This window comes from Mycobacterium sp. SM1 (assembly GCF_018361265.1).
GTDB lineage: Bacteria > Actinomycetota > Actinomycetes > Mycobacteriales > Mycobacteriaceae > Mycobacterium.
Genome location: NZ_JAFLNH010000001.1, coordinates 1,695,572 through 1,717,753 on the forward strand (window position 1 = coordinate 1,695,572; position 22,182 = coordinate 1,717,753).

Below are 22,182 nucleotides of genomic sequence, written 5' to 3' on the forward strand. Positions count from 1 at the left end.
GCGCCGCCTTTGCTGCCTGGCGCGCTTCTTGCCCCGATTTCATCGCGCAGCGATCAGCCAGTCCGGTGCATCGCGCATGACAGCTTGCACGCGGGCCGGCGAAGCGGTCGCCCACCCCTGTTGCCGCAGCGTGCTACCGGCAACGCCGAGAGCCTGGGCCGCGCGCTTGAGCCCGCCCATCTTCGCCATCAGGGCACCTGCCCCGATTCGGTCTTTGCCGCCGTGATCGCGCGCATCGCCCGATTCCGTGCGCCACGACGACCACCCAAACGCGCGCGCATCAAGGTCAGCACCTCGATCATGTCGCGTGCCAAATCATCGGTGGTCTCACCCGGATCAGCCACGACGATCCGGCGGCCCTGCGCCGACAACGCCGCCTTAAGATTCTCAACCCCGAACCTGGCCAGACGATCCCGATGTTTCACAACCACCACCGTTGCAGAAGGGCCTGACAAGACCCGCCGCAACCGCCGCCTCTTCCCGTTCAACCCCGACCCGACCGCACACACCACCTCGCCGATCTCACACCCATTCGACGTGGCCCATTGCGTCAACCGACAAACCTGCCGATCGAGACCAGAGCGCTGATCATGCGAGGACACCCGCGCGTAAACGACTGTGCGACCAGCCTCCTCAGCTGCCGGGGCCTCGACCCAGATCATTCCCGACTCCAACCGCCGAGCAGCCACCGGCATCTTGCCCTCCCGAAACCACCTGTAAGCGGTCTGCGGGTGAACACCGCTGCTACGAGCCCACTCAGCCAACTTCACACACTCAGCAAAACATACATTCGATCACATTTACCCACACATCAGTAAACCGTCCCGGGTTTTTTGCACACCTTCCTTTGAGGGAAGGATGGCGGGCCAAGTCCGGAGTGGTGGTGTATGAGTTCGCTCGATGCGTGACCCTTCGGGTGGGAGTTTAGGCCATCAATGCCGGCGTGGTGGTGCCGGACTGGTCATCGACCGGTTGGTCGGTGGTGGCCAGCACTGCGCGGGATCGGGTGAGCACGTCGAGGCCAAGGTAGCGGCGGCCTTCGATCCATTCGTCGTGCTGTTCAGCTAACACCGCGCCGACGAGGCGGATGATCGCACTGCGATCGGGGAAGATGCCCACCACGTCGGTTCGGCGCCGGATCTCTTTGTTGAGCCGCTCCTGGGGATTATTCGACCAAATCTGGCGCCAGATCTGTTTGGGGAAGGCGGTGAACGCCAGCAGCTCGGCGCGGGCGGCATCAAGGTGCTCAGCCACTTTCGGCAGCTTGCCACTCAGCGCGTCGAGTACTCGATCATACTGAGCTGCAACAGATTCCGCGTCAGGCTGGTCGAAGATCGAGTGCAGCAGGGTGCGCACCCACGGCCAGGACGATTTCGGGGTGACGGTCATCAGGTTGACCGCGTAATGGGTGCGGCAGCGCTGCCAGGCCGCTCCGGGCAAGGTGGCGCCAATGGCCTCGACCAGCCCGGGATGGGCGTCACTGGTGACCAGGGCCACCCCGGACAGCCCGCGAGCCACCAGGTCGCGGAAGAACGCCAACCAGCCCGCTGCATCCTCGGCGGAGGTGACCTGCACGCCCAGGATTTCGCGGTAGCCCTCGGCGTTGACGCCGGTGGCGATCAGGGTGTGCACCCCGACCACCCGCCCGCCCTCGCGCACCTTGAGCACCAGGGCGTCCGCGGCCACAAACGTGTAGGGGCCGGCATCCAGTGGGCGGGTGCGAAACGCCTCCACCGCCTCATCGAGCTCGGCAGCCATGACCGAGACCTGCGATTTAGAAAGGCCTGTCACGCCGAGGGATTCGACGAGGCGCTCCATGCGCCGGGTGGACACACCGAGCAGATAGCAGGTCGCCACCACACTGGTCAGCGCCCGCTCGGCCCGCTTGCGCCGCTCCAGCAGCCAGTCCGGGAAATAGCTCCCCCGGCGCAACTTGGGAATTGCCAGCTTGATCGTGCCGACGCGGGTATCGAAATCCCGAGGCCGATACCCGTTGCGCCGATTGGTGCGACCCGGACTACGTTGCCCATAGCCAGCGCTGCACACCGCGTCGGCCTCCGCGCCCATCAGGGCCTGAATAAACGTCGACAACAGCGCCCGCAGCAAATCCGGGCTCGCCGTGGCGAGTTGCTCCTCCAACAGCTTCTCAACATCGATAGGGTGGTGGTTGGTCATCGCGTTGTTCTCCTTCGGGTGACTGATCCGTCGTTTCGAAGGATCACGCGATGACCGCCCTCTACTGGGCTGCGACACACCCGCTAATCAGCGGGTCGTACACCACCTCCCTGGACGCAACTGGATGGCGCGATGGCAATCAGGTATGACGAGAACACCAAGGCCAGGGCGGTGCGGCTGGTCCGCGAACACCGCGACGACTATGACTCAGAGTGGGCAGCGATGAGGGCGATCGCTGGCCGGTTGGGGATGAACGCGGAGACCCTGCGCAAGTGGGTGCGCCAAGCCGAGATCGACGCGGGTGAAGCGGCGGGGATGTCCAGCGAGGAGAGCCGGGAGCTGCGGGAGCTGCGCAAGAAGAACCGAGAACTTGAGCAGACTATCGTTATCTTGGGCCGGACGGACATTTTGGTGGCATGACCTCGCTATTTTCGTCATGGACGGTGTCCGCGACGGAGGTCGCGGCGATGCGGTTGGCGCGCAGCTGTCCGTGCATGAGCGCGATCTGGTCGCGTAGGTGACGGTTGTCGTTGTCGAGTTCGCGGATGCGTTCGTGGGCGAGGCTGAGGCGTTGGCGTAGTGAGGCTTCGGAGCTGTGTTCGACTTGGGGGGCTGCTGGTTCGGTCGGTTGGGGTGCGGCACTCAGTTGGCGGAGTTGGTCGCGGAGTTCGGGTTGGGCATACAGCCACGAGCGGGAGACGCCGGCGTGGGCGGCGATCTGCGTGACGGTGCACTTTTGGCCGGTGTCACCGAGGTCCTGCAGGGCTCGGCGGGCGCGTTGAAGGGTCTCGGCACGGCGGCGTTGGGCGGCGGCGATGAGGTGGTGGCTGTTGTCAGATCGCATCGGATGAGTCCTTCCCGCAGCATGTTTGGCCGTCTACCGCGGCGCATCGGCACTCGGCGTGCTCGGCGTCGAGGGTGGTGATGATGGTGAGCAGGTTGGTTTCGACGGTGCGGTTCATTTCTGCCAGGCGGGTGTGGCCGTCGGATTCAGCGCGGGCGATCAATGCGCGGGTGTCCTCGAGTTGGCGGCGGTGCTGCGGCAGGAATTCGGCGGTCGTGACGAATAGTGGGCAGGTCAAACACGCGTTGGAGTGCGGGCACGATTTCTGCAGCGGCAGCCCGCAGTAGCCGTTGGGCAGCGTCATGGTCGCGCGGGCCAGGTTCTGCTTCATCCATTCACCATCGGCGAGCGGCCCGTCGATCGTGGTGTCAACGGGATCCCCGCGGATGTTGATCTTCTGGGCACGTTCCCACTGGGCGCGGATGGTGCTGTCGGCCAGGCGGGCATACACCGCGGTCATGGTGTGGCTGGTGTGGTCGAGCAGCCGCCGGACCACTTCTTGTGGCACGTCATGGTTGATCCACCGGGTCGCCGCGGTGTGGCGGAATTGGTGAGCGGTGACATGGACTGGTTGGCCGAGTTCATCTGTGACGCTACAGTTTTGCAGCCACTGGCCGAGCTGGAGGTGGAATGTCGCGGTTGGGATGGGTAGGCGCCCGTCGGGGTTGGCGCTGCCGCGCGGCAACAGCACGGCGGTGGTGGGGAACTGTGTCCGGGTGCGCATCTGCTGCGCCTGGATCGAGGTGGCCAGTTCGTCGTCGATGGGCACGACCGCTTCGCGGCGCATCTTGTGATTGCGGTAGCGCAGATAGACCGCGCCCTGCGGGTCGCGGCTCAGACAGTCCAACGCCAACCGGGTGGCATCCCCGATGCGCAGACCGGTGCGGATGAGGATCTCCACGAGCAGCCGGATCCGCGGGTCGCTGATCCGATCAAGGTTGGCCGGGCTTTCCAGCTGGCCCATGACGAACTCGGGAATCGCCCGTGGTGCGGGTGTCTCGTCGCGGCGGGGCTGGTCGCTGGGATACAGCTGCACCTCCGCGGGGAGCGATGCCCACCGGTGCTGGCGAACGGCGTGCAGGAAGCCGGTCACCGCCCCGATGTCGGTGCTGCGGGTCTTGGGGTGCGCAATTTCGATGGCCAACCGGGCCAGGTAGGCCTCCAGCGCCGCCCGGTCCAGCGTGCCCGGGCCGTTCGAGTCCGCCAATCCGGGGGTGAACTGCGAGAAGCGCACGATGGCGATGCGGTCCTTGCGCAACTGGCCCAGCCCAATCCCGCACGACATCCGCCAGCGGCACCACCGCTTGGCCAGATCCCGCAGCCATAGTGGTTGCACCGCAGTGAAATCCAGGCGGGCGGCCCCGGGGCCGGCGATTCCGAGGCGGCGCAATAGCCACACGTCACGTTGGTATTCGCTGTCCCAGCCTGTTCCGTCACGCAGGTCGAGCAGGCACTCGATGGCGTAGCCGAGAAACGCCCGCGGCGTGTTCACCGCAGCGGCTGGTAGCCCGGCCAGCCAGTCGGCCAGCGGACGCTCCAACAGCGACTGAGCACCGCTGGCGGCCAGATGATCCAGCAGCGCCTTGATGGAGCGCGGTGTGGTGCGGGTCCGGTTGGCATCGACCCGGCACTGCAGTCCGTAGCCGATCTCCAGCCGCAGGCTCGGCGGCAGCGCCCGCAAGTCGAAACGGTCCTCGCCGTAGCTGGCGCAGTAATCGATGAACTCGGCGGCCGGCGGGCGGCCTCGCTGCCGCCACCGAACGTGATGCGACCGGCACCAGCCCCCGTCCAGTTCCGCCCACAGCACACACCCTGGCAGCGCACACACCGGCATCGGTGCCTCGGCAAGCACTGGCTGCCACTGATCCAGCAGTGGGCGCCCGCACTTGTCCCACAGTTGGGAATGCTTGTAGCACAACTGATATCGATGCTGGCCGAACCCGCATTCGGCCACCAGGCAAGGTTGAAGCGGTCGATGACCCATCACCGCGGGATCCGCGATCGCAGTCCACTCGTGGCGCGGCGGGCGACCGGCCTGCTTCCAGCGAGCCAGGTGCGCCAGACACAGCCCGGCGTAGCGGCTGGAGTGCACACACCCGCGCACCGCACACGCGGGCGACCCGAGGATGGGATCACCCACTGCGGGCACCAACACCTCGACCCGGAACTCCGCACGCACCAGCGCATCCAGGCGCTCGGCCAGCGTCAGCCCGGGTGCGCCGGCCAGCGCCTCGACGCTCACCGCGGTTCGTCCGGATTCGCCAGCCATCCCGCGGCCACCAACGCGCGTCGAGCGTCTTCGACGTTCAAATGCGCATACGTGTCGCCGGTTGTGGCGATCGAGAAGTGACCTAGCAGGTGGGCCACCACCTCCACCGCCACCCCGCGACGCAGCAGCTCTGTGGCATAGGAGTGCCGAAACATATGTGGCCCGAACGAGATTGCGGTCCGTTTCCGAATCCGGCAGACCAGATCATAGACACTGACATACGTCATCGGATGCCCGATCGGTCCCGACCACAGGTTGACGAACACGTAGTCGCTGTCCAGGTCGCCGTACTCGGTGTGCAGGTAATCGGCATACAGCCGGATCACCCCGGCCGGCACCGGCACCCGCCGACCACCCACCCCCTTGGCCCGCGCTCCGTTGGCGTTGCGCCGCGGCACCACCGACACCAGCCGAGCCGCCGCGTCGACATCAGCGTGGCGCAACCCCAACGCCTCACCAACCCGCAAACCCGACGCAGCCAGCAAGGAGAACAGGAACTGGTCCCGCAGTCGATCACAGGCCGCCACGATCGTCGCGATCTGCTCAGCATCCAACGTCTCAGGGATGCGCTGCTCGGCTCGTAGCCGGATCCGCTTGCTGCGTTCCGGTCGAGCTCCCAAGTGCGCCAACAGCGGACGCCACGATCCACCACGTGTTCGGCGCCGCTGCCAGGTCGTCAGCAGATCACCCAAGTCCACCCCGTGGCGTTGATGAAACTCGTAGAACGCTGAGATCGCCGACAGCTTCCGGTTGACCGTCGCCTCCGTGCAGACGCTGTCCGCCGTCGGCAGCGCCGCGACGTTACCCAGCCGTGCGCTCGCCGGCAGCCGCAGCCACGCCACGAACCGGCCCACGTCCTCCAGCCGCACCTGCGACCACAGCAGGCGACGCTGGTCGAGGAACTCGAACCAGTCCCGCAGATCATGCGCGTAGGCCTTGACCGTGTTCGGTGACCGCTCCACCGCGTGCAGATGCGACAAGAACGCCTCGGCCGGCTCGACCACCACGAAATCGCGATCGACCAGCGTCCACGACTGACGATCACCAAACGGCATCACCACCAGCTGCACCCGCAGCCCAGGCCACGTCATAGACACCGAAGATAACCAGTCCACAACGTATTTCCTGGCACCTCAACCAGCGTGTCGTCTACATCATGGACGGTCTGCTTGGGCCCTCAGATAACTATCGAAATACTCAAGGCCGCAACGAGTTTCTTCGCGCGGGAGTGCGACCCGCTACACCGCTGATCTGTGCGTTCATCGATGAACACAAGGGGCGGTTCGGGGTCGTGCCGATCTGCCGCGCCCTGGCGATCCAGGGCGTGGCGATCGCCCCGCGCACCTTTTGGGCGCACGTCTCGTCGGCACCGTCGAAACGGGCCCTGTGGGACACCACGATCACCGAAATCCTGGCCGGCTACTACGAACCCGACGCCGAGGGCAAACGCCCACCGGAGAGCTTGTACGCCAGCCTGAAGATGTGGGCGCACCTGCAACGTCAGGGCATCCCGGTGGCCCGGTGCACGGTGGAACGGATTATGCGGCACAACGGTTGGCGGGGTGTCATGCGGGCGCGCCGCCCGCCGCGCACCACCGAGCGCGACCCGGCTGCGGGTCGGGCGCCCGACCTGGTGGGCCGGCGGTGGCGCGTTGCCGCACCCAACCTGCTGGAGGTAGCTGACTTCACCTACGTGCCGCTGGACACCGGCGGGTTCGGCTACACCGCGTTCGTTGTAGATGCCTATGCCGGGCTGATCCCGGGCTGGGAGTGCTCGATGACCAAAGACACCGGATTCGTCGACCGCGCACTCCGGCATGCCGCGGTCTTCCGCGCCCGTCAAGGGCGCCCTTTCGAGCGCACAGTACACCATAGCGATGCCGGAAGTCAGTATACTGCAGTACATTACGGTGAAACGCTGATGCTGGAAGGGCTGATACCATCGATCGGTACCGTTGGCGATGCCCTGGACAACGCACTGTGCGAAACCACGATCGGGCTCTACAAAACCGAATGCGTGCGCCCGGGCTCCCCGTTTCGCACCGGCCCAATCCGTACCGTCGCAGACCTGGAGAATATGACTTCGGCGTGGGTTAGCTGGTACAACGAGAGCAGGCTTATGCACCGCCTGGGCCGCATCCCGCCCGCGGAAGCCGAGGCCGAGCACTACGCTCGACTCCAGGCCGGAAAGCACACCGGTCACACGTAACCAGGTGTGCATGAAACCCGGGATGCTTCACAGTAAACAGTTCGCTACCCTGGACATCACATGCGCGGCGACTTTCACCGCACACGGCTCAAGCAAGCCCCGAGGGCGTTGCGGATGGTTGGTCACTTCTGCGTCGGCGTGCCCGCGGCTGCTTCGGCAGAAGGCGTGTACAAGGCGTGTCCGGGTTCTGCCCGCTGTGCCGTCTCGCCCGTGGCGGGTGAGGTATTCGGCGGTGATTGTTTTCCTGACCACGACAAGCCACCACCGTTCCCCCTCGTATGGAGAGTCCGGCGGCCGGTCGGCGGTGATCAACTGGTCTCCGCAGAGCCGGCAGCGACCGTCCTGCTTGGCGAGCAGGCCGATGTTGTAGCCGTCCAACGGTGGTGTGACGTTGCGTCACCGGTTGGCCCAGTAGTCACCTAGCGCGGGGTCTTCGGGAGATGCCCGGCCCGCGACCGTGGTGTGGCGGACGATGGGAGCCCAGACGAATTTGACCGTGTGGGTGATGATTTCGCTCTGGTCGCCGCGTGGTCGGGATCGCCGTGCACCCAGCAGTAGTTTCGGAACTTGTGGAACCGGCCGAAATACTGGTCCACGACCGACGTTTATGATTTCCCCGGGTGACTGCGGCGCCCCACCGGTAGGTGAGCCGCCACAAGTAGCTGTCCAGCGAGCTGAATATCTTGCTGGACACCATCCCTCGGTTGTAGGTGGCCCAGCCCCGGATGATCGGGTTGAGCCTGGCGACGATCGCCAACGCGTTCGATCCGCGTGTTCGGCACATCTCGTCGGCGAGCCTACGATGAACACGCTTGACCGCGTCCGGGCTCGGGTTGATGAACAGCTTGGCCGGCCGCTGTCCGCGCCGGTAGCGGCGGACGTTGAAGCCGAGGCGCCCCGGCTTTCTCAGCCAATTCTCGATCAACCGTTGCAAGTGAGTGATCTTTAGTGGTCACGCGACTTGCACCCCGTCTCGGGGTTGTTCGGCGGCCTTGCGGCCGCGTCCCTTCCACGCTTCACGGCCACCTGCCCGGCCAGGCCGGGTCTTACGGTCGGCTGCACGCTTGACGGCGGCCCCACCTGGGCCGACGACGCTAATGGTTTCCTGGTAGCGCGCGAGGTTGATCGCAGCGTTGTCATCGCGCTGATGGACCGCTAAACACGTGGCACATTGCCACTTTTCGTCCCAACCGATGTCCTGCACATGCGCACAAAGGTGGCAGGTTTTCGATGACGGGAACCAGCGGTTGGCCACCACCAACCGCGACCCGTACCAGCCAGCCTTGTAGGCCAGGTGCCGCCGTGGTGTGCCCAGGGCGGCATCGGAGTGCCCGCGCCGCCGGGCGCGAGCCCACGGCAGGCCCTTTTTGCCGCAGCATCCCGGCGGCGTCTAATCCTTCCACCACGACCCGGCCGTGGGTTTTGGCCAAACGTGTTGTCAGAACGTGCAGGTGATGGGTGCGGACATCGTTGAGCCGGCGATACAGCCGAGACATCTCGGTGGTGCGCTCACGGTAGCGCCGTGAGCCTTTCGTGCAGCGCGACCGTGCCCGGCGCACGTGGCGTAGCTCGCGCAGCGCGGCGTCGAGCGGTCGCGGATTCGGCACCTGTTCGATCACGAGACCCTCAGCGCTGGCGACCGTCGCCAAACGACGCACACCCACATCGACACCCACCCGCGAACCTGGTCGCGCGACCCCGGGTTGCAGCGGGCGCTGCACCAGCACCCGAGCACTCGCATCCAGGCGAGTGCCGTCGCGGCGCACCGAGATCTCCAGCACCCGCGCCCGCCCAGCACGGATGAGTCGCTCGATGCGGCGGGTGCTCTCGTGGGTGCGGACGGTGCCGATCAGCGGCAACGTGAGGTGGCGTCGGTCGGGTTCGACGCGCATCGCCTCGGTGGTGAACGTCACCCGGTCGGCGTCGCGTCTTTTCTTCTTCAACCGGGGGAAGCCCATCGGCTTGCCCTCGCGTTTGCCCGATCGGGAGCTCTGCCAGTTCCAGTAGGCGTCCACCGCGGCGGCGATCCCGCCCGCGTAGGCCTCTTTGGAGCACTCACTCCACCACGGCTGGCCCGTCTCGGCGTTGACGCACACCTCGTCTTTGACCTGATTCCAGCGTTTGCGCAGCACCCGCAGCGAGGGCCTCGCGGTCTCGACACCGCTGACGCGCCAGGCTTCGATATCGCCTTTCAGCGTGGCGACGGCCCAGTTGTATGCCTTGCGCCGGGCCCCGAAATGCCGCGCCAGCGCGCGGGCCTGGCCCCCGTTCGGGTCCAGCGTGAAACAGAACGCCTGCACACACCAGCCGTCGGGCACCTCGAAACGTGGCATCTCAGGCCACCTCCACCTCGTCGGACGCCGCGGCCGCCAGCGCGCGCTTGGCCCGGTTCTGCGCAGCGCGTTTGCCGTAGAGTCGCGCGCACATACTGGTGAGGATCTCGCTCATATCGCCCACCGGGTCGTCATCGACCTCAGCGGAATCGACCACCACCAGCTCACGGCCTTGGGCGCCAAGAGCGGCTTCGACGTATTCAGAGCCAAACCGGCAGAACCGATCCCGATGCTTCACCACGATCCGACTCACCGTCGGGTCACGCAGCAGCGCAAGGAACTTGCGACGGTGCCCGTTGAGCGCGAAACCAACCCCGATCACCACCTTGTCGACCGGGATCTGTTGGGCGGTGGCCCACGCGGTCACCCGCGCCACCTGCCGATCCAGATCAGGCTTCTAATCGGCCGAGGACACCCGCGCGTAGACGGCCGTGCGCCCTCGTGAGCCAGCCTCGCCGGTCGGCTCATCCACCAGAATCAGCCGACCCACTCGCCGGGCGGGCACCGGCAGCAACCCGGCGCTAAACCAGCGATACGCACTCACCCCCGCAACACCGTTGCGCTCAGCCCACGCCGCCAGATTCACACTTCTGTTCCTACAGCACACCACCGACAACTACCGACCACTCAACCCCCAACAGTTGGCAGCCCTCGCGCGGGGGGCCCGCCGAGCGCCTCGAGTAACCAAGAGTGATCGATCCGATCGAACGCGGCCGACAGATCGGCATCCAAAATCCACACCCGTTTGGCTCGTGGCGAGCGTAGGATACGGGCGCCGATCGCGTCGGCACAGTCGCGCCCGGGACGAAACCCGCAGGACGGGTTTCGAATAAGGATTCCCGCTTGGGTTCCAACGCATTACCGACCCGTGCCTGGTGGCACCGATCCATCCAAGCGGGGATACCAAGTGGGCGCTGTTATCCATTGGCCTTCGCAATATACACGCGCCGAACCGGCACCGGCTCCCACGACGAACGCAAACGACGCACGCGCACCGCCACATCCGCGGGGGCCTCGCTCGACAGGGCGGTTTCCCGTCGATCCCGGCCGTTCGACGCCCAGCATTGCGCTGGCTCGCCTGTCGAACACTCACCAAAGTGTTCGACCATGGCCACAGCATCAACTTTTGCAGCGACCGGACCGAGGTCGAGTCATCCTCCCGCGTCGCCTTGAAAATCCTGCGCCGCAACCTCGCTACGTTCTCCTCGTGCCGGCGCCAGTCAACGGCGAACCAATCCACGACGCTGACATGCTCGGGTCCGTTCACCTCGACGATGTCCAACTCGCCCCTATGGTTTGCAAGACCACCGGTCCCCAGTTTGTTCAACGGCTCGCCTGCCCACGTCAACAACCTCACAGGCCCGGCCACATCAGGTCGGTGTCCGGTCGGTTATGCCGCGACGATCGACGGAGGTGTCGATCACAACTGCCGCGGGTTTCCCATTGGCTTTCGGCCACCGGCCTTCGCGTCTTGGGCAACGGCGCTTTGAGCTGCCGCCATGGTGGTCCGGCTAGCCAGCAGGTGCTGGCCCTTGACACCGAAATTGGCGACAACGACGCCGATAGCCTCGCCAACGTCGCTGATCTGCTCCGGTGCGCGGACTCCCGGCGCATTAGCGACAATCTTAAATCCCGCGCCGCTACAACCGACGCCTGCGCGCCTGATGTCTGGGCACGAACCAGCATCCGATCCAACGCTGTATCGCCCGCTGCTACAACCGCAACGCATCCAACGCAAAATCCACGCCCAAGCCACCTGGCCTGCCTCAACGTCCGGTAGGTCATGCTGCGCGACCACACCGCACATCAACCCGCTGGGCCTCAGGCCGGTCGTGTCCCTGCGGCGGTGTAAAAGGGTTCGGACGTAGGTTCCCTCGAAGACCAGCAAGTCTGAAGGAAGGAGCCTACGTCCGTGTCGAAAAGAGTATCGCCTGCCGAGCGGTTGCGCGGGGAGATCGATGAGGTGTTCGCCGGTGGTGAGGATTTGTCGCGTGCAGTCGAGCGGGTGGCCCAGTTGGGCGCGCAGCTACTGCTGCAGTGCGCGTTGGAGGCCGAGGTGAGCGCGTTTTTGGGCCGGGATCGCTACCAGCGGGCCGCTACCAGCGAGGATCCGCGGGCTGGGATGCGTAACGGGTATTGCCCGACCACGGTCAAAACGACCGCCGGCCCGATCACGCTGCAGCGGCCGAAGGTGCGCGGCACCACCGAGCGGTTCGCCAGCCAGTTGTTCGGCACGGGGGTGATCAAGACCAACGCGCTGGAGTCGCTGGTGATCGCCGGGTTCGTGCGCGGGTTGTCGACCCGCGACGTGGAGGCCACCTTGGTCGAGGCGCTCGGCGAGGGCGCGGCGGTGTCGAAGCGGTGTCGCGGGTCTGCGAAGACATCAAGACCCAGTTCGCGTCCTGGAGCCGTCGGCGCCTCGACGAGGTGGAGCTGGACTACCTGTTTTTGGACGGCAGCCATTTCACGTACCACGCCAACGCCTCGGCCGAGCCGGTGCTCGCGGCGTGGGGCATCGACACCGACGGCAAACCGGTGTTCGTCGGGCTGAAGGCCGCCGCGAGCGAGTCCGGGGATGCCTGGGAGGGGTTTTTGCGCGGGCTCCGCGAGCGCGGGCTGGCCTGCCCGCTGCTGGTGATCAGCGACGGCGCACCCGGGTTGATCGGCGCGGTGGAGCGCACCATGGGTGCCGCGCTGCGCCAGCGGTGTCTGGTGCATCGCGCCAGAAACATCCTTGCCAAAGTGCCCAAAAACGCCCAAGCCGAGGTGAAGGCCGACTACTGGGCGATCTTCGATGTGCCCGAGAACATCGCGCCTGGCATCGACGCGGTCACCTACGTGCACAACAGGATCGACGCGTTCGCCAAGCGTTGGCGCGACTCGTATCCGGCGGCGGTGCGGTGTCTGCTTGATGACCGTGACTCGCTGACGGTCTACCTGCGGTTCCCACGCGAGCACTGGGCCCGGGTGCGCCACTCCAATTTCATCGAGCGGACCTTCGGAGAAACCCGCCGCCGAGTCAAGGTCATCGGCCGACTGCCCGGCGAGCACTCCTGCCTGAAGCTGGTGTGGGCCGTGCTTGATCGCGCCTCGGCCGGCTGGCGCGGGTTCACCATGACACCGGCCGGGCTACGGCTACTACAGGACCTGCGAAGGTCGTTGCATGACCCACCGAACCAACTGCCGCAACGAAATTCGGAAGTACGCGCCGAAACCGGAGCGGCGCCGGCCGATGCTGTCGGCGCCATCGCATAAAATCACAATCGCAAGTGAGCGGAATCTATGCCCGAACTTTTACACCGCGATTGGGACGCCACCCTCAGGCCGCAGCGGCTTACCAAAATCATTGGGAATCACCCTGTATCGGCGGTCGATCCGCGCTGTCGGATCAAACCCTCGCGCGCAAGCAACGGTCTTCGGCTGCCGGTTGCGCCGGACGCTGCGACACGACCTGGAAGCAGCAGGGCGGATCAGCTCGCTCGCCAACGCGGCTGACTTGGCGTGGCGCTAGCCCAGCTCGGCCAGCAATCCGAGCGCGCCGGCCGCGATCAGCTAGCCGCTGAGCGGCTGTGCGTCGAGCACCCCCGGCGCCTCCGCAGCCAGCAACGCCGATACCACGCAACACGCGATGGCTGCCAGCACCGGCCGCAGGACCGCCACCACACCACCGGCGCCTAGGGAGCCGTACCTATCGCTGGTCACCGCTGCCGCGCAGATGGACGTCTAGGCGGCAGGCCGATGCGCACACACTCAGCCAACGCGGCCGCGTTGTCGGCGGCCAATGCCCGCGCCAACAACACCAACTCGGCCACCCGTGGGTCGGCCACCGTGTAATGCGCGAACCGCCCGGCGCGGCGGACCTGCACATACCCGCAGTCGGCCAAACATGCCAGGTGCGACGACACCCGGCCCTGCGACATCCCCAGGTGCGCCACGCATTCGCTGACCGTGTGCTCGTCGCGTAGCAGGAACTCCAGTAGCCGAAGCCGCGCTGGCTCGCCCAGGGCCCGGAAGAACTTGGCTACCATCTCCACTCCGCTGTCGGTCTCGGGCAAAAGCATCACGCTGGAGTCGCTACGTCGGCTCACCTACGGTCACCTCACTCGCAGGCCATCAGTACGAGAGATCCGGAACAACAGATATTAAAACTATAGTGACATTAGGCGCATAAATTGGCTCTTCTGACGCTTCCGTGGGCCGGTTGTTGATGGAAGGGGCGCACGTCGTTGTGGCTTAAGGTTTCTGGCTTGTGGAAGGTCAGGAACCAAAGGAGCCAACAACGACGTGCGCAATGTGAGGCTATGGCGTGCGCTGCTGGGTGTCGAGCAGCGCACCGTGATCGAAGACATCGAGTTCGAGGGGTTCGGGCAGGAAGACGCCGACGGCGACACGCTGGTGGTGGCGCGGGTGCGGCCGCGAAGTGGTGTTTCGCGCCGTTGTGGCCGCTGCGGTCGCAGGGCGCCCTGGTATGACCGGGGTGAGGGTCGGCGCCGGTGGCGGGGCCTGGATTGGGGCACGATGCAGGTGGTGCTGGAGGCCGATGCGCCGCGGGTGAACTGCCCCGCCCATGGGCCTACGGTGGTGGCGGTGCCGTGGGCGCGCCACCATGGCGGGCACACTTTGGCCTTTGATGACACGGTGGCCTGGCTGGCGGTGGCGTGTTCGAAAACCGCGGTGTGCGAGTTGATGCGGGTCGCCTGGCGCACCGTAGGGGCGATCGTGGCGAGGGTGTGGGCCGACACGGAGAAGAGGATCGACCGGTTTGCGGGTCTGCGTCGGATCGGCATCGATGAGATCTCCTATAAGCGTCACCACAAGTACCTCACGGTGGCGGTTGACCACGACAGCGGCCGGCTGGTGTGGGCCGCCCCGGGCCGCGACACCAAGACGCTGCGGCGGTTTTTCGACGCTCTGGGCGCCCAGCGGTGCGCGCAGATCACCCATGTGTCCGCCGATGCGGCGGAGTGGATTGCCGATGTGGTCGCCGAGCGCTGCGCGGGCGCGATCCGCTGCGCAGATCCATTTCATGTGCTGGCCTGGGCCACCGAGGCGCTGGACGCCGAGCGGCGCCGGGCCTGAAACGACGCGCGAGCGATCGCGCGCGGCGAGCCCAAGTGGGGCCGTGGTCGGCCCAGCAGGAACACCGCGCCGCGGCCGGGTCATGAACGAGCACGGCGGCTCAAAGCCGCCCGCTATGCACTGTGGAAAAACCCCGAAGACCTCACCGAACGCCAAACCGCCAAACTGGCCTGGATCGCCAAGACCGACACCCGGCTCTACCGCGCGTACCTGCTCAAAGAGGGCCTGCGGCATGTGTTTTCGGTCAAAGGCCAGGACGGCAAAGACGCCCTCGACAAGTGGATCTCCTGGGCGCGGCGCTGCCGCATCCCGGTCTTCGTCGAGCTGGCCGGCCGCATCAAACGCCACCGCGAGGCCATCGACGCCGCCCTCGACCACGGCCTGTCCCAAGGATTGATCGAATCCACCAACACCAAGATCCGCCTGCTCACCCGCATCGCATTCGGATTCCACAACCCCGCCGCGCTGATCGCCCTGGCCATGCTCGCCCTCGGCGGCCACCGCCCCACCCTGCCCGGCCGCGGCTCACACCCCTCCACCAGGGCACCCCTCGGGTTTCCCCTCTCAGACGTCGCCGATTCTGCGCTACCCGCTCGTCGGTGTCCATGTCGTTCCGCCTCGCTGCGCTCGGGGGCTCCACATGGACACCTCCCACCCGGGCAGCGCTACAGGCAACTATCGCGGAAGCGAGCACAAACGAATTCAACCATCAGATCACGGCCCCGAATCGGCCCCACCCACCCACGGATACGTCAGGAGGGCCCTTTTTGTTGACCTCACGGCCCTCATCGTGGCGCAACGCCGCCCAGGCGCGCCGAAACCCATGGCACGGATGTTTGGTGGCATAGGAGCGCAGCCAGGCCCGCAGATCGGCATCCGGGTCGGCCGGGGTCTGCGCGACCGGAGTGCGCCGGTAGGTAGAACGAGCCAGCCCAACCGCCTTGCACGCCAACCGCTCCGACATGCTCACCACCTCTTTGAGCATGTCCACGGCGCGACGCTTGGCGGCCGGGCTCAGAATTTTCCCTTCGCAACCTCCCGCAACGCATCCTTTTCCAACTCCGCCTCGGCCAGCAGCCGCTTCAACCTCGCGTTCTGCTCCCGCAACTCCTTGAGCTGCCTGGCGGCATCGATATCCATCCCGCCATAGGTGCGCCGCCAGTTATACAGCGTCGCCGGCGACACCTCCAGCTCGGCGGCGATCTCCTCACCGGTCTTGCCTGCCGCCCCCAGCTCATCCGCACGGCGCAGCTTGCGCACGATGTCCTCCGCGGAATGCCGCTTCCGACCAGCCATGTGTTTCATCGTCCCTTCCACCCCCATCCACGGGGGCCACAGGACTCTAAAACAAGGCGGACTCATTCACCGGGAACACCCCAGTACGACCCATGCTCAATGTAGTCCCTGAGGCCGGCGTCGGTGATGGCTCGGCTGTGCCGGTCGCGTTGGCGGGCCCGGTGTCCTCGGTGATCGATGAGATCGTGCGCGAGGGCGCACAGCGGATGCTGGCGGCGGCGTTGCGGGCCGAGGTAGCCGGCTACTGCGCGCGGTTCGCCGATGAGCGCGACGAGAACGGGTATCGGTTGGTGGTCCGCAACGGGTATCACGAGCCGCGGGAGGTGACCACTGCCGCGGGGGTGATCGAGGTGGTGGCGCCGCGGGTCAACGACCGCCGTGTCGACCCGCAAACCGGTGAGCGGGTGGGGTTCTCGTCGGCGATCTTGCCGCCGTGGGCGCGCAAGACCCCGCAGGTCACCGAGGTGTTGCCGCTGCTGTGTCTGCACGGGCTGTCCAGCCAGGATTTCAGGCCGGCGCTGGGGCAGTTCCTGGGCTCGACCAAGGGCCTGTCGGCCGCGACGATCACCACGTTGACCCAGACCTGGCAGGCCGAGCAGAACGCGTGCGCGGCGCGCGACCTGTCGAACGTGGACTACGTCTACGTCTGGGCTGATGGCATCCACGTCAATGTGCGCTTGGAGGAGGCCAAGCTGTGCCTTTTGGTGCTGATCGAGGTGCGCGCGGATGGCCGCAAGGAGCTGGTCGCGCTCGCCGACGGCTACCGTGAGTCGGCCGAGTCGTGGGCGGATCTGCTGCGCGATTGCAAACGGCGCGGCATGCGGGCAGCGGTGCTGGCGATCGGGGACGGCGCGCTGGGGTTTTGGGGCGCGCTGCGCGACGTCTTCCCCGAGACCAAAGAGCAGCGCTGTTGGTTCCATAAGATTGCGAATGTTATTGCTGCGCTCCCGAAGTCGGCACATCCCGGGGCGAAGAAAGCCTTGGCGGAGATCTGGAACGCCCAAGACAAACGTCACGCGCTGGACGCGGTGAAAAACTTCGAGGCGGCCTACGGCGCCAAGTACTCGAAAGCGGTCGCCAAGATCACCGACGACCTCGATCAACTGCTGGCCTTCTACGACTTCCCGGCCGAACATTGGGTACATTTGCGCACGACAAATCCGATCGTTATCTCGAGTCGACCTTCGCCACCGTGCGCAACCGCAGCAAGATCACCAAGGGGCCGGGTTCGCGCGCAGCCGGAATCGCCATGGCCTACAAGCTGATCGAGGCAGCCCAGTCACGCTGGCGCGCGGTGAACGCACCCCACTTGGTCGCCCTCGTCCGTGCTGGCGCGAGGTTCGAGAACGGCAAGCTCGTCGAGCGCCCCGACGAACCGATCGCTGACGAGACCCGGGAGGAGGCCGCCTGAAAAATCTTGATCCACAGGTATTGACAATTGCTCACGAAACCTGGCTCGTCTCCTACCTCATCACCGGCATTGCGGAGGCCTACCTGCTCGGCTTCTACGGGTGGCACGCCGCGCACCGTCAGCGCCGCAAATCCGCCGCGGCCGCCGCCGGCCAGGGCGCCCGACCCGGACGCGCGGCTGGGAACTCATCACATTGAATCCCTGGTGGCAGCAGCGCAGTACCTACGGTCTTTAGCCTCCCGCCCGGCCCTGGTGGGCCGGTTGGGTCCGGTGTCATACCGCGGTAAGACACTGGTGGGCGTGGATGCGGGGTGGCTGGCGCGTTACGGCGCGAATTACGCGACTGACGCTGAGCGCAAGGCCGCCTACCGCGACTTTAAAGCCAACCTGGCGGCCCTGGCGGCCCTGGCGGAGGTTTTCGACCACAGCGCCGCGCTGCGGTGAGCGTTTTGGGCTATGCGCGGGTCTCCACCGCGCACCAAAACCCCGATATGCAGATTCAGGCGTTGAAAGCGGCTGGGGAGGAGTGTATCTGGACTGAAACCATGTCGGGCGGTCGCGACGACCGCCCGCGGTTCGGCGCGCTGCTGGGCTACGCGCGCCCCGGTGATGTGGTGTTGGTGTGGCGGCTGGACCGGCTGGGCCGCTCCTTGTCGCACCTGCTGAAAATTGCCGGCGAGCTGGAGGCCCGCGGAATCGAGCTGCGCTCGCTGACCGAGGCCATCGACACCAGCAGCGCCGGCGGGCGGCTGCTGTTTCACGTGTTCGCCGCGGTCGCCCACTTCGAGCGCGCACTGGCCGCCGAGCGGTCGGCCGCCGGAGGCGCGACGAGAATAGGAGGAGCTGCTGTTATGCCCCCAATCTCGCTGACAACAGCGTAGGTTCGATTCCCATGAACGACGGCGCGGACCACACCACGGGAGTCGCCGCCGCGGCCGATGCGACCGCCATCGTCTCGGACGGATCGTCGACCGAGATCGCCGCGTTGGCGTGGTCAAGGGAAGCCGAAACCGAGGAAGCTGCCGAAAACGCCGAACGCGCCAATTGGCGTTGGCGGCTGCGCTGGGCGAGTCTGGTGGCACTGGTGTGCGTCATGGCGTTGGCTACCGGGTGGCTTTCGTTGGCGCTCTATCGCGAAGACTTCACGCACTCGATCCCAAACGCGCGGCCGGCTACGGTGAAATCGGCGCCACAACCGGCACCGGCACCCGCGCCGACCAAGTCCGTGCCGATCGCAGCGCCGCCGACTGTGACGGCACTCCCTCCGGCACCGTCTGCGGCCCCGGCTAGCCCCTACGCCACCTTGGTGGGCAAGTGGGTAGGACATGAGCGGGAGCTGACCGTCTCCGCTGACGGGGGTGTCGAGATAGTCATCCCCGACTTTCCAGCGTGCCCTACATGCAGCATGGCCTCGATGCCCGATGCCACCATCCACGTCGGCTTGACCTCGTACAACGGAACAGCAGATGGCGCACCTGATGGGAGGACGTTTTTCGGCTACGTCAAGGACAGCTCAGATGCCCGTGTGATCCCTGCAGGCCTGCCTGTCGAAGTCGATGTGACGAACGCAAGCGACTACAACGCCCGGCTTAGTGAACGATTTTGCGCTCGAACGGGGGTGTGCCCTCCTGAGCGCACCGCGCCAGGCCGTGTACTCACCGTCACCATCGATGGCGACCGCGTCGGTGCGATGAACGCAGGGCATCAATTGGGTGATCAGGTTCCATTCTGCGACAAAGCCGCGGACAAAGCCTCAGTGTGCGGAGCATGAGATAGATTTGAAATGGGGCATGACCCCGTTTGGTGGACACACGGTCAGGCGGCTTGTGCCGTCTGAGTGAGTCGGTTCTCGAACTCGACGGAGCAAATCATACCCAGGGCTGAATGGCGACTGAGTCGTTGCCTCATCTGCGGATGCGCGCGTAGGGACGGTGTTCATAGGCTGCAGCGCGGTTGTGGTGGCTGGGTCGAGCGGGGTTTGGTGCAGCCGGGCCGCTGGGCGCGTTGCTGGGCTACGCGCGCCCCGGCACTGGTGTGCGTCATGGCGTTGGCTACCGGGTGGCTTTCGTTGGCGCTCTATCGCGAAGACTTCACGCACGCGATCCCGTCTGTAGACGGCCTAGGTTGACGTTCTCGGTCTCGGCTACCACGCTGTTTTGGTAACCATTCAGTTTGTCAGCCACTGCAGTACGCCGCCATGTCCCGAGCAGGTGCCGCTGTGGTGGGTGCTGAAGGAGTAGTCGCCATCTCGGCAGATCGCGGTAGCCCCCGCAGGCGGGCTGCCCACGAGGCCGGGCGCACCGCCAGGGGGTAGACCCGACGATGGGTCGGGGATGCATTGGCCATCCGAGTTCTGGTACTCGCCCGCAGCGCAACCAGCCAGAACCGTAGTCGGCCCGCTCGCAACGACCGCAGGGGCAGCACCCAACGCTGCCGCTGCAAACACCGACGCGATAGCGAGGATCCAAATCCGCATGCGCATTACCACTCCACCGCGCCTACCGAGGGCGCACGCCGGTTCTGGACGCACCTCGGCGCGGTCGCAGCCAGACTTGCACACTCTTGTGTCAATATGCCAGAGGATGTGGTGAAGGTGATGGGTGGTGAAGGTGCTAGGGCGGGCGCAGCAGTTGGCCGCGATTAACGGCGCGCCGGGCCATCGGCTCGATTTCACCCCAGCTGGGCGCCTGAGTCCACTGGTCGATCTCCGGGATATGGACAAGCCAGAACCGCTCACCACGGCTGGCGAGCGCCCGATACGTCTGCACTCCACCAGTGTCGTAGTGCGGTGAGACACTGGTGGGCGTGGACGCGGGTGAGCATTGGTGGGGCGTGGCTGGCGCGGTACGGCGCGGATTACGCGACGGACGCCGAGCGCAAGGCCGCCTACCGTGACTTTAAAGCCAACCTGGCGGCACTGGGCGAGGTTTTCGACCACAGCGACGGCGGTGACGCCAGCCTCGGTGGGGCGATCACTTTCCGCGTCGCCGGCGGCCCGCTCACTGAGGTTGGTGGCAAAGTCGCAGCACCGGTCGAACCGGTCGGCGGGGTCCTTGGCCAACGCTATTGACAACACCTGATCGAGGTACGCCAACTCCGGGCGCCGATCACTGAGCTTTGGCAGTGCTGCGTCGAGGTGTTGGCTGATGACTGCTACCGGGTTGGAATGCTGATACGGCGGTGCGCCCGTGAGGAGGTGAAACGCGGTGGCGGCCAGCGCGTACTGGTCCGCGCGCCCGTCGATGTCCGCGCCCATCAACTGCTCAGGTGCGGCGTAGGCCACCGTTCCCACGGTGAAATTGGTTGCGGTAAGTCTACTAATGTCAGCGAGTGGTCGCGCAATGCCGAAGTCGGCCAGTAGGATTCGTCGCTTACCGTCCTCAGGCTCGGTGAGCAAGATGTTGGCGGGCTTGACATCGCGATGCAACAGGCCGCGGTGGTGGGCGTAGTCGAGCGCGTCAGCGACGGCGGTGACGATGGCGCACACGTCGCTTATTGGCATCCCGGCCGGGTAGTGGTCTTTGACCAGTTGCGCGGCGTCGGTGCCCTCGACGTAGTCCATCGAGATCCACAGGTGGCCATCGAACTCGCCGCGGTCATGCACCCCGACGATGTTCGGGTGCCATAGTGTCGCGGCCAGGTCGGCTTCGCGGTGAAACCTCTCGCGGAAGTCAGTGTCCGCTGTTACCGCCTCGGAGATGACTTTTAGCGCGTCGCGCCGCGGCAACCTGGGGTGCTGAGCAAGATAGACGTCGGCCATCCCGCCAGCACCCAGTAGCCGCAGGATTGCGTACCCCGCGATGGTCGTGCCAACCGCCACTGCCATGCGCGGACGGTACCGCGGCCTGCAAGCGACCGTGGCCGAATTCGCCGCCTGAAGGGGTGTGGTCGAGATCTCTGCGAGGGTCCGCCTTGCGACCACAAGCTGGGCATGTTCGTAGCTACTTCGACCTGAAGGAGTCGGCGGTGGCTGAGTCGCCTCTGATTGGCGAATGAGGCCGTTGCCGTGTTGGGCCCAGACTGGTCCGCGTAATGGCCGATCACGCGGTTAGTGCGCTGATCTTGACCAGGTTGTGGGCGAAAACTCCATGTCCGGTCCAGATCGGGGTGCCTTCGGTACCGTCGATGCGGGCGCGGTGCCAGCCGTAGCCGCGTTTGAGGTGGCTGATGCGGCCTTCGCTGCCGGTTCGCCATTTCACAGCGCGGCGGAAGGGTTTTCAATGCCCTTCGGCGCACTGTGTTTCGGGCGGTCGGCCTTTGCGTGGGATCACGACGTTCGTCACGCCGCGATCGGTGAGCGGCTCGCGCCATCCGAGGTGACGGCCGCGACCCGCTGGCGGGTCTGGGCCACGATCTGCCGGGTCGCCTTGGGCAGCCCGCTCAGGTGGTTGAGCGCGCGGGCCAGCCGCCGGTGCCGGCTCCCTGGCCGGCGCGTCGTGTTCGCCGCGTTCACGCAGATCATCGGCCTTGCGGCGGGCCCGGCGCAGCGCCCGCTTGGCATTGGTCAGCAGCCGTTCGGCCTCATCGGCGGCGGTAGCGGCCCAGCTCGGCCTACTGGCCGGCGAC

17 protein-coding genes and 9 pseudogenes are annotated in these 22,182 nt (G+C 66.0%); 9 read left to right on the forward strand and 17 right to left on the reverse strand.

The window, feature by feature from the left end; translation table 11 throughout:
* Window positions 1-39: 39 nt before the first annotated feature.
* The 3 genes from MSM1_RS07725 to MSM1_RS07735 form a co-directional block, all read right to left on the reverse strand.
* On the reverse strand, window positions 40-189 hold the full coding sequence (locus tag MSM1_RS07725) for a hypothetical protein (RefSeq protein ID WP_213440918.1): 150 nt from the start codon (window positions 187-189) through the stop codon (window positions 40-42).
* Entirely contained in the window at window positions 189-770 is a 582-nt protein-coding gene (locus MSM1_RS07730; RefSeq protein WP_213440919.1) for an IS607 family transposase, read from the reverse strand. Before MSM1_RS07730 ends, MSM1_RS07725 begins: the two co-directional genes overlap by 1 nt.
* Before the next feature lie 154 nt (window positions 771-924).
* Window positions 925-2,175, reverse strand: coding sequence for an IS256 family transposase (locus MSM1_RS07735; RefSeq protein ID WP_213440920.1), 1,251 nt, complete (start codon window positions 2,173-2,175; stop codon window positions 925-927).
* A gap of 132 nt (window positions 2,176-2,307) precedes the next feature.
* Between MSM1_RS07735 and MSM1_RS07740 the strand changes: the two are divergent.
* A pseudogene (locus tag MSM1_RS07740) lies at window positions 2,308-2,568 on the forward strand (transposase); the annotation flags it as partial.
* On the opposite strand, the gene MSM1_RS07745 reads toward MSM1_RS07740, so the two are convergent.
* Genes MSM1_RS07745 through MSM1_RS07755 form a run of 3 tightly spaced genes read right to left on the reverse strand, consistent with a single transcriptional unit; the run spans window position 2,561 to window position 6,379 of the window.
* Complete coding sequence (locus MSM1_RS07745; RefSeq protein ID WP_213440921.1) at window positions 2,561-3,019, reverse strand: DUF6262 family protein; 459 nt, start codon at window positions 3,017-3,019, stop codon at window positions 2,561-2,563. The pseudogene MSM1_RS07740 and the gene MSM1_RS07745 overlap by 8 nt on opposite strands.
* Window positions 3,009-5,288 carry a tyrosine-type recombinase/integrase gene (locus MSM1_RS07750; RefSeq protein WP_236054794.1) on the reverse strand — a complete coding sequence of 760 codons (2,280 nt, stop codon included), beginning with the start codon at window positions 5,286-5,288 and terminating at the stop codon, window positions 3,009-3,011. The genes MSM1_RS07745 and MSM1_RS07750 overlap by 11 nt, the downstream gene beginning before the upstream one ends.
* The gene (locus MSM1_RS07755; protein ID WP_213440922.1) at window positions 5,258-6,379 is read right to left on the reverse strand and encodes a tyrosine-type recombinase/integrase; all 1,122 of its coding nucleotides are present in this window, start codon (window positions 6,377-6,379) and stop codon (window positions 5,258-5,260) included. Before MSM1_RS07755 ends, MSM1_RS07750 begins: the two co-directional genes overlap by 31 nt.
* An 87-nt stretch (window positions 6,380-6,466) precedes the next feature.
* Here MSM1_RS07755 and MSM1_RS07760 point away from each other — a divergent pair.
* Window positions 6,467-7,497, forward strand: a pseudogene (locus MSM1_RS07760) (IS3 family transposase); the annotation flags it as partial.
* A 415-nt stretch (window positions 7,498-7,912) separates the two neighbouring features.
* On the opposite strand, the gene MSM1_RS21610 reads toward MSM1_RS07760, so the two are convergent.
* The 5 genes and pseudogenes from MSM1_RS21610 to MSM1_RS22660 all read right to left on the reverse strand — a co-directional run.
* The gene (locus tag MSM1_RS21610) at window positions 7,913-8,281 is read right to left on the reverse strand and encodes a group II intron maturase-specific domain-containing protein (protein ID WP_236055740.1); all 369 of its coding nucleotides are present in this window, start codon (window positions 8,279-8,281) and stop codon (window positions 7,913-7,915) included.
* A 168-nt stretch (window positions 8,282-8,449) separates the two neighbouring features.
* Window positions 8,450-9,830, reverse strand: a pseudogene (gene tnpB / locus MSM1_RS07770) (IS607 family element RNA-guided endonuclease TnpB).
* Between the two features lies 1 nt (window position 9,831).
* Window positions 9,832-10,416: pseudogene (locus tag MSM1_RS07775) on the reverse strand (IS607 family transposase).
* Window positions 10,417-10,457: 41 nt separating this feature from the next.
* Complete coding sequence (locus MSM1_RS21615) at window positions 10,458-10,667, reverse strand: reverse transcriptase domain-containing protein (protein WP_307857344.1); 210 nt, start codon at window positions 10,665-10,667, stop codon at window positions 10,458-10,460.
* Window positions 10,668-10,920: 253 nt separating this feature from the next.
* Window positions 10,921-11,199: pseudogene (locus MSM1_RS22660) on the reverse strand (reverse transcriptase N-terminal domain-containing protein); the annotation flags it as partial.
* A 687-nt stretch (window positions 11,200-11,886) separates the two neighbouring features.
* Between MSM1_RS22660 and MSM1_RS07785 the strand changes: the two are divergent.
* Window positions 11,887-13,085: pseudogene (locus MSM1_RS07785) on the forward strand (IS256 family transposase).
* A gap of 297 nt (window positions 13,086-13,382) precedes the next feature.
* Here the strand turns inward: MSM1_RS07785 and MSM1_RS07790 are convergent.
* Both MSM1_RS07790 and MSM1_RS07795 read right to left on the reverse strand, forming a co-directional pair.
* Entirely contained in the window at window positions 13,383-13,532 is a 150-nt protein-coding gene (locus MSM1_RS07790) for a hypothetical protein (protein WP_213440924.1), read from the reverse strand.
* Window positions 13,529-13,891: a helix-turn-helix transcriptional regulator gene (locus tag MSM1_RS07795; RefSeq protein WP_213441574.1), complete on the reverse strand. Its 363-nt coding sequence runs from the start codon at window positions 13,889-13,891 to the stop codon at window positions 13,529-13,531. Before MSM1_RS07795 ends, MSM1_RS07790 begins: the two co-directional genes overlap by 4 nt.
* A 223-nt stretch (window positions 13,892-14,114) precedes the next feature.
* Here MSM1_RS07795 and MSM1_RS07800 point away from each other — a divergent pair.
* Window positions 14,115-15,443 (forward strand): annotated as a pseudogene (locus tag MSM1_RS07800) (ISL3 family transposase); the annotation flags it as partial.
* A 175-nt stretch (window positions 15,444-15,618) separates the two neighbouring features.
* Here MSM1_RS07800 and MSM1_RS07805 read toward each other — a convergent pair.
* Both MSM1_RS07805 and MSM1_RS07810 read right to left on the reverse strand, forming a co-directional pair.
* Window positions 15,619-15,900, reverse strand: a complete 282-nt coding sequence (locus tag MSM1_RS07805) for a transposase (RefSeq protein WP_213440925.1) — start codon at window positions 15,898-15,900, stop codon at window positions 15,619-15,621.
* Window positions 15,901-15,923: 23 nt separating this feature from the next.
* Complete coding sequence (locus MSM1_RS07810) at window positions 15,924-16,205, reverse strand: transposase (protein WP_236054795.1); 282 nt, start codon at window positions 16,203-16,205, stop codon at window positions 15,924-15,926.
* A 92-nt stretch (window positions 16,206-16,297) separates the two neighbouring features.
* Between MSM1_RS07810 and MSM1_RS07815 the strand changes: the two are divergent.
* From MSM1_RS07815 to MSM1_RS07835, 5 genes and pseudogenes are all read left to right on the forward strand, one after another.
* A pseudogene (locus MSM1_RS07815) lies at window positions 16,298-17,616 on the forward strand (IS256 family transposase).
* 20 nt (window positions 17,617-17,636) lie between these two features.
* The gene (locus tag MSM1_RS07820; protein ID WP_213440928.1) at window positions 17,637-17,813 is read left to right on the forward strand and encodes a hypothetical protein; all 177 of its coding nucleotides are present in this window, start codon (window positions 17,637-17,639) and stop codon (window positions 17,811-17,813) included.
* A gap of 7 nt (window positions 17,814-17,820) precedes the next feature.
* On the forward strand, window positions 17,821-18,060 hold the full coding sequence (locus MSM1_RS07825) for a hypothetical protein (RefSeq protein ID WP_213441683.1): 240 nt from the start codon (window positions 17,821-17,823) through the stop codon (window positions 18,058-18,060).
* Between the two features lie 5 nt (window positions 18,061-18,065).
* On the forward strand, window positions 18,066-18,497 hold the full coding sequence (locus tag MSM1_RS07830) for a recombinase family protein (RefSeq protein ID WP_236054796.1): 432 nt from the start codon (window positions 18,066-18,068) through the stop codon (window positions 18,495-18,497).
* 11 nt (window positions 18,498-18,508) lie between these two features.
* Window positions 18,509-19,387: a hypothetical protein gene (locus tag MSM1_RS07835; RefSeq protein WP_213440931.1), complete on the forward strand. Its 879-nt coding sequence runs from the start codon at window positions 18,509-18,511 to the stop codon at window positions 19,385-19,387.
* A gap of 396 nt (window positions 19,388-19,783) precedes the next feature.
* Here MSM1_RS07835 and MSM1_RS22885 read toward each other — a convergent pair whose 3' ends face one another.
* Window positions 19,784-21,442, reverse strand: coding sequence for a protein kinase (locus MSM1_RS22885; protein ID WP_213440932.1), 1,659 nt, complete (start codon window positions 21,440-21,442; stop codon window positions 19,784-19,786).
* A gap of 214 nt (window positions 21,443-21,656) precedes the next feature.
* A pseudogene (locus MSM1_RS21635) lies at window positions 21,657-22,157 on the reverse strand (ISNCY family transposase); the annotation flags it as partial.
* Window positions 22,158-22,182: the final 25 nt, after the last annotated feature.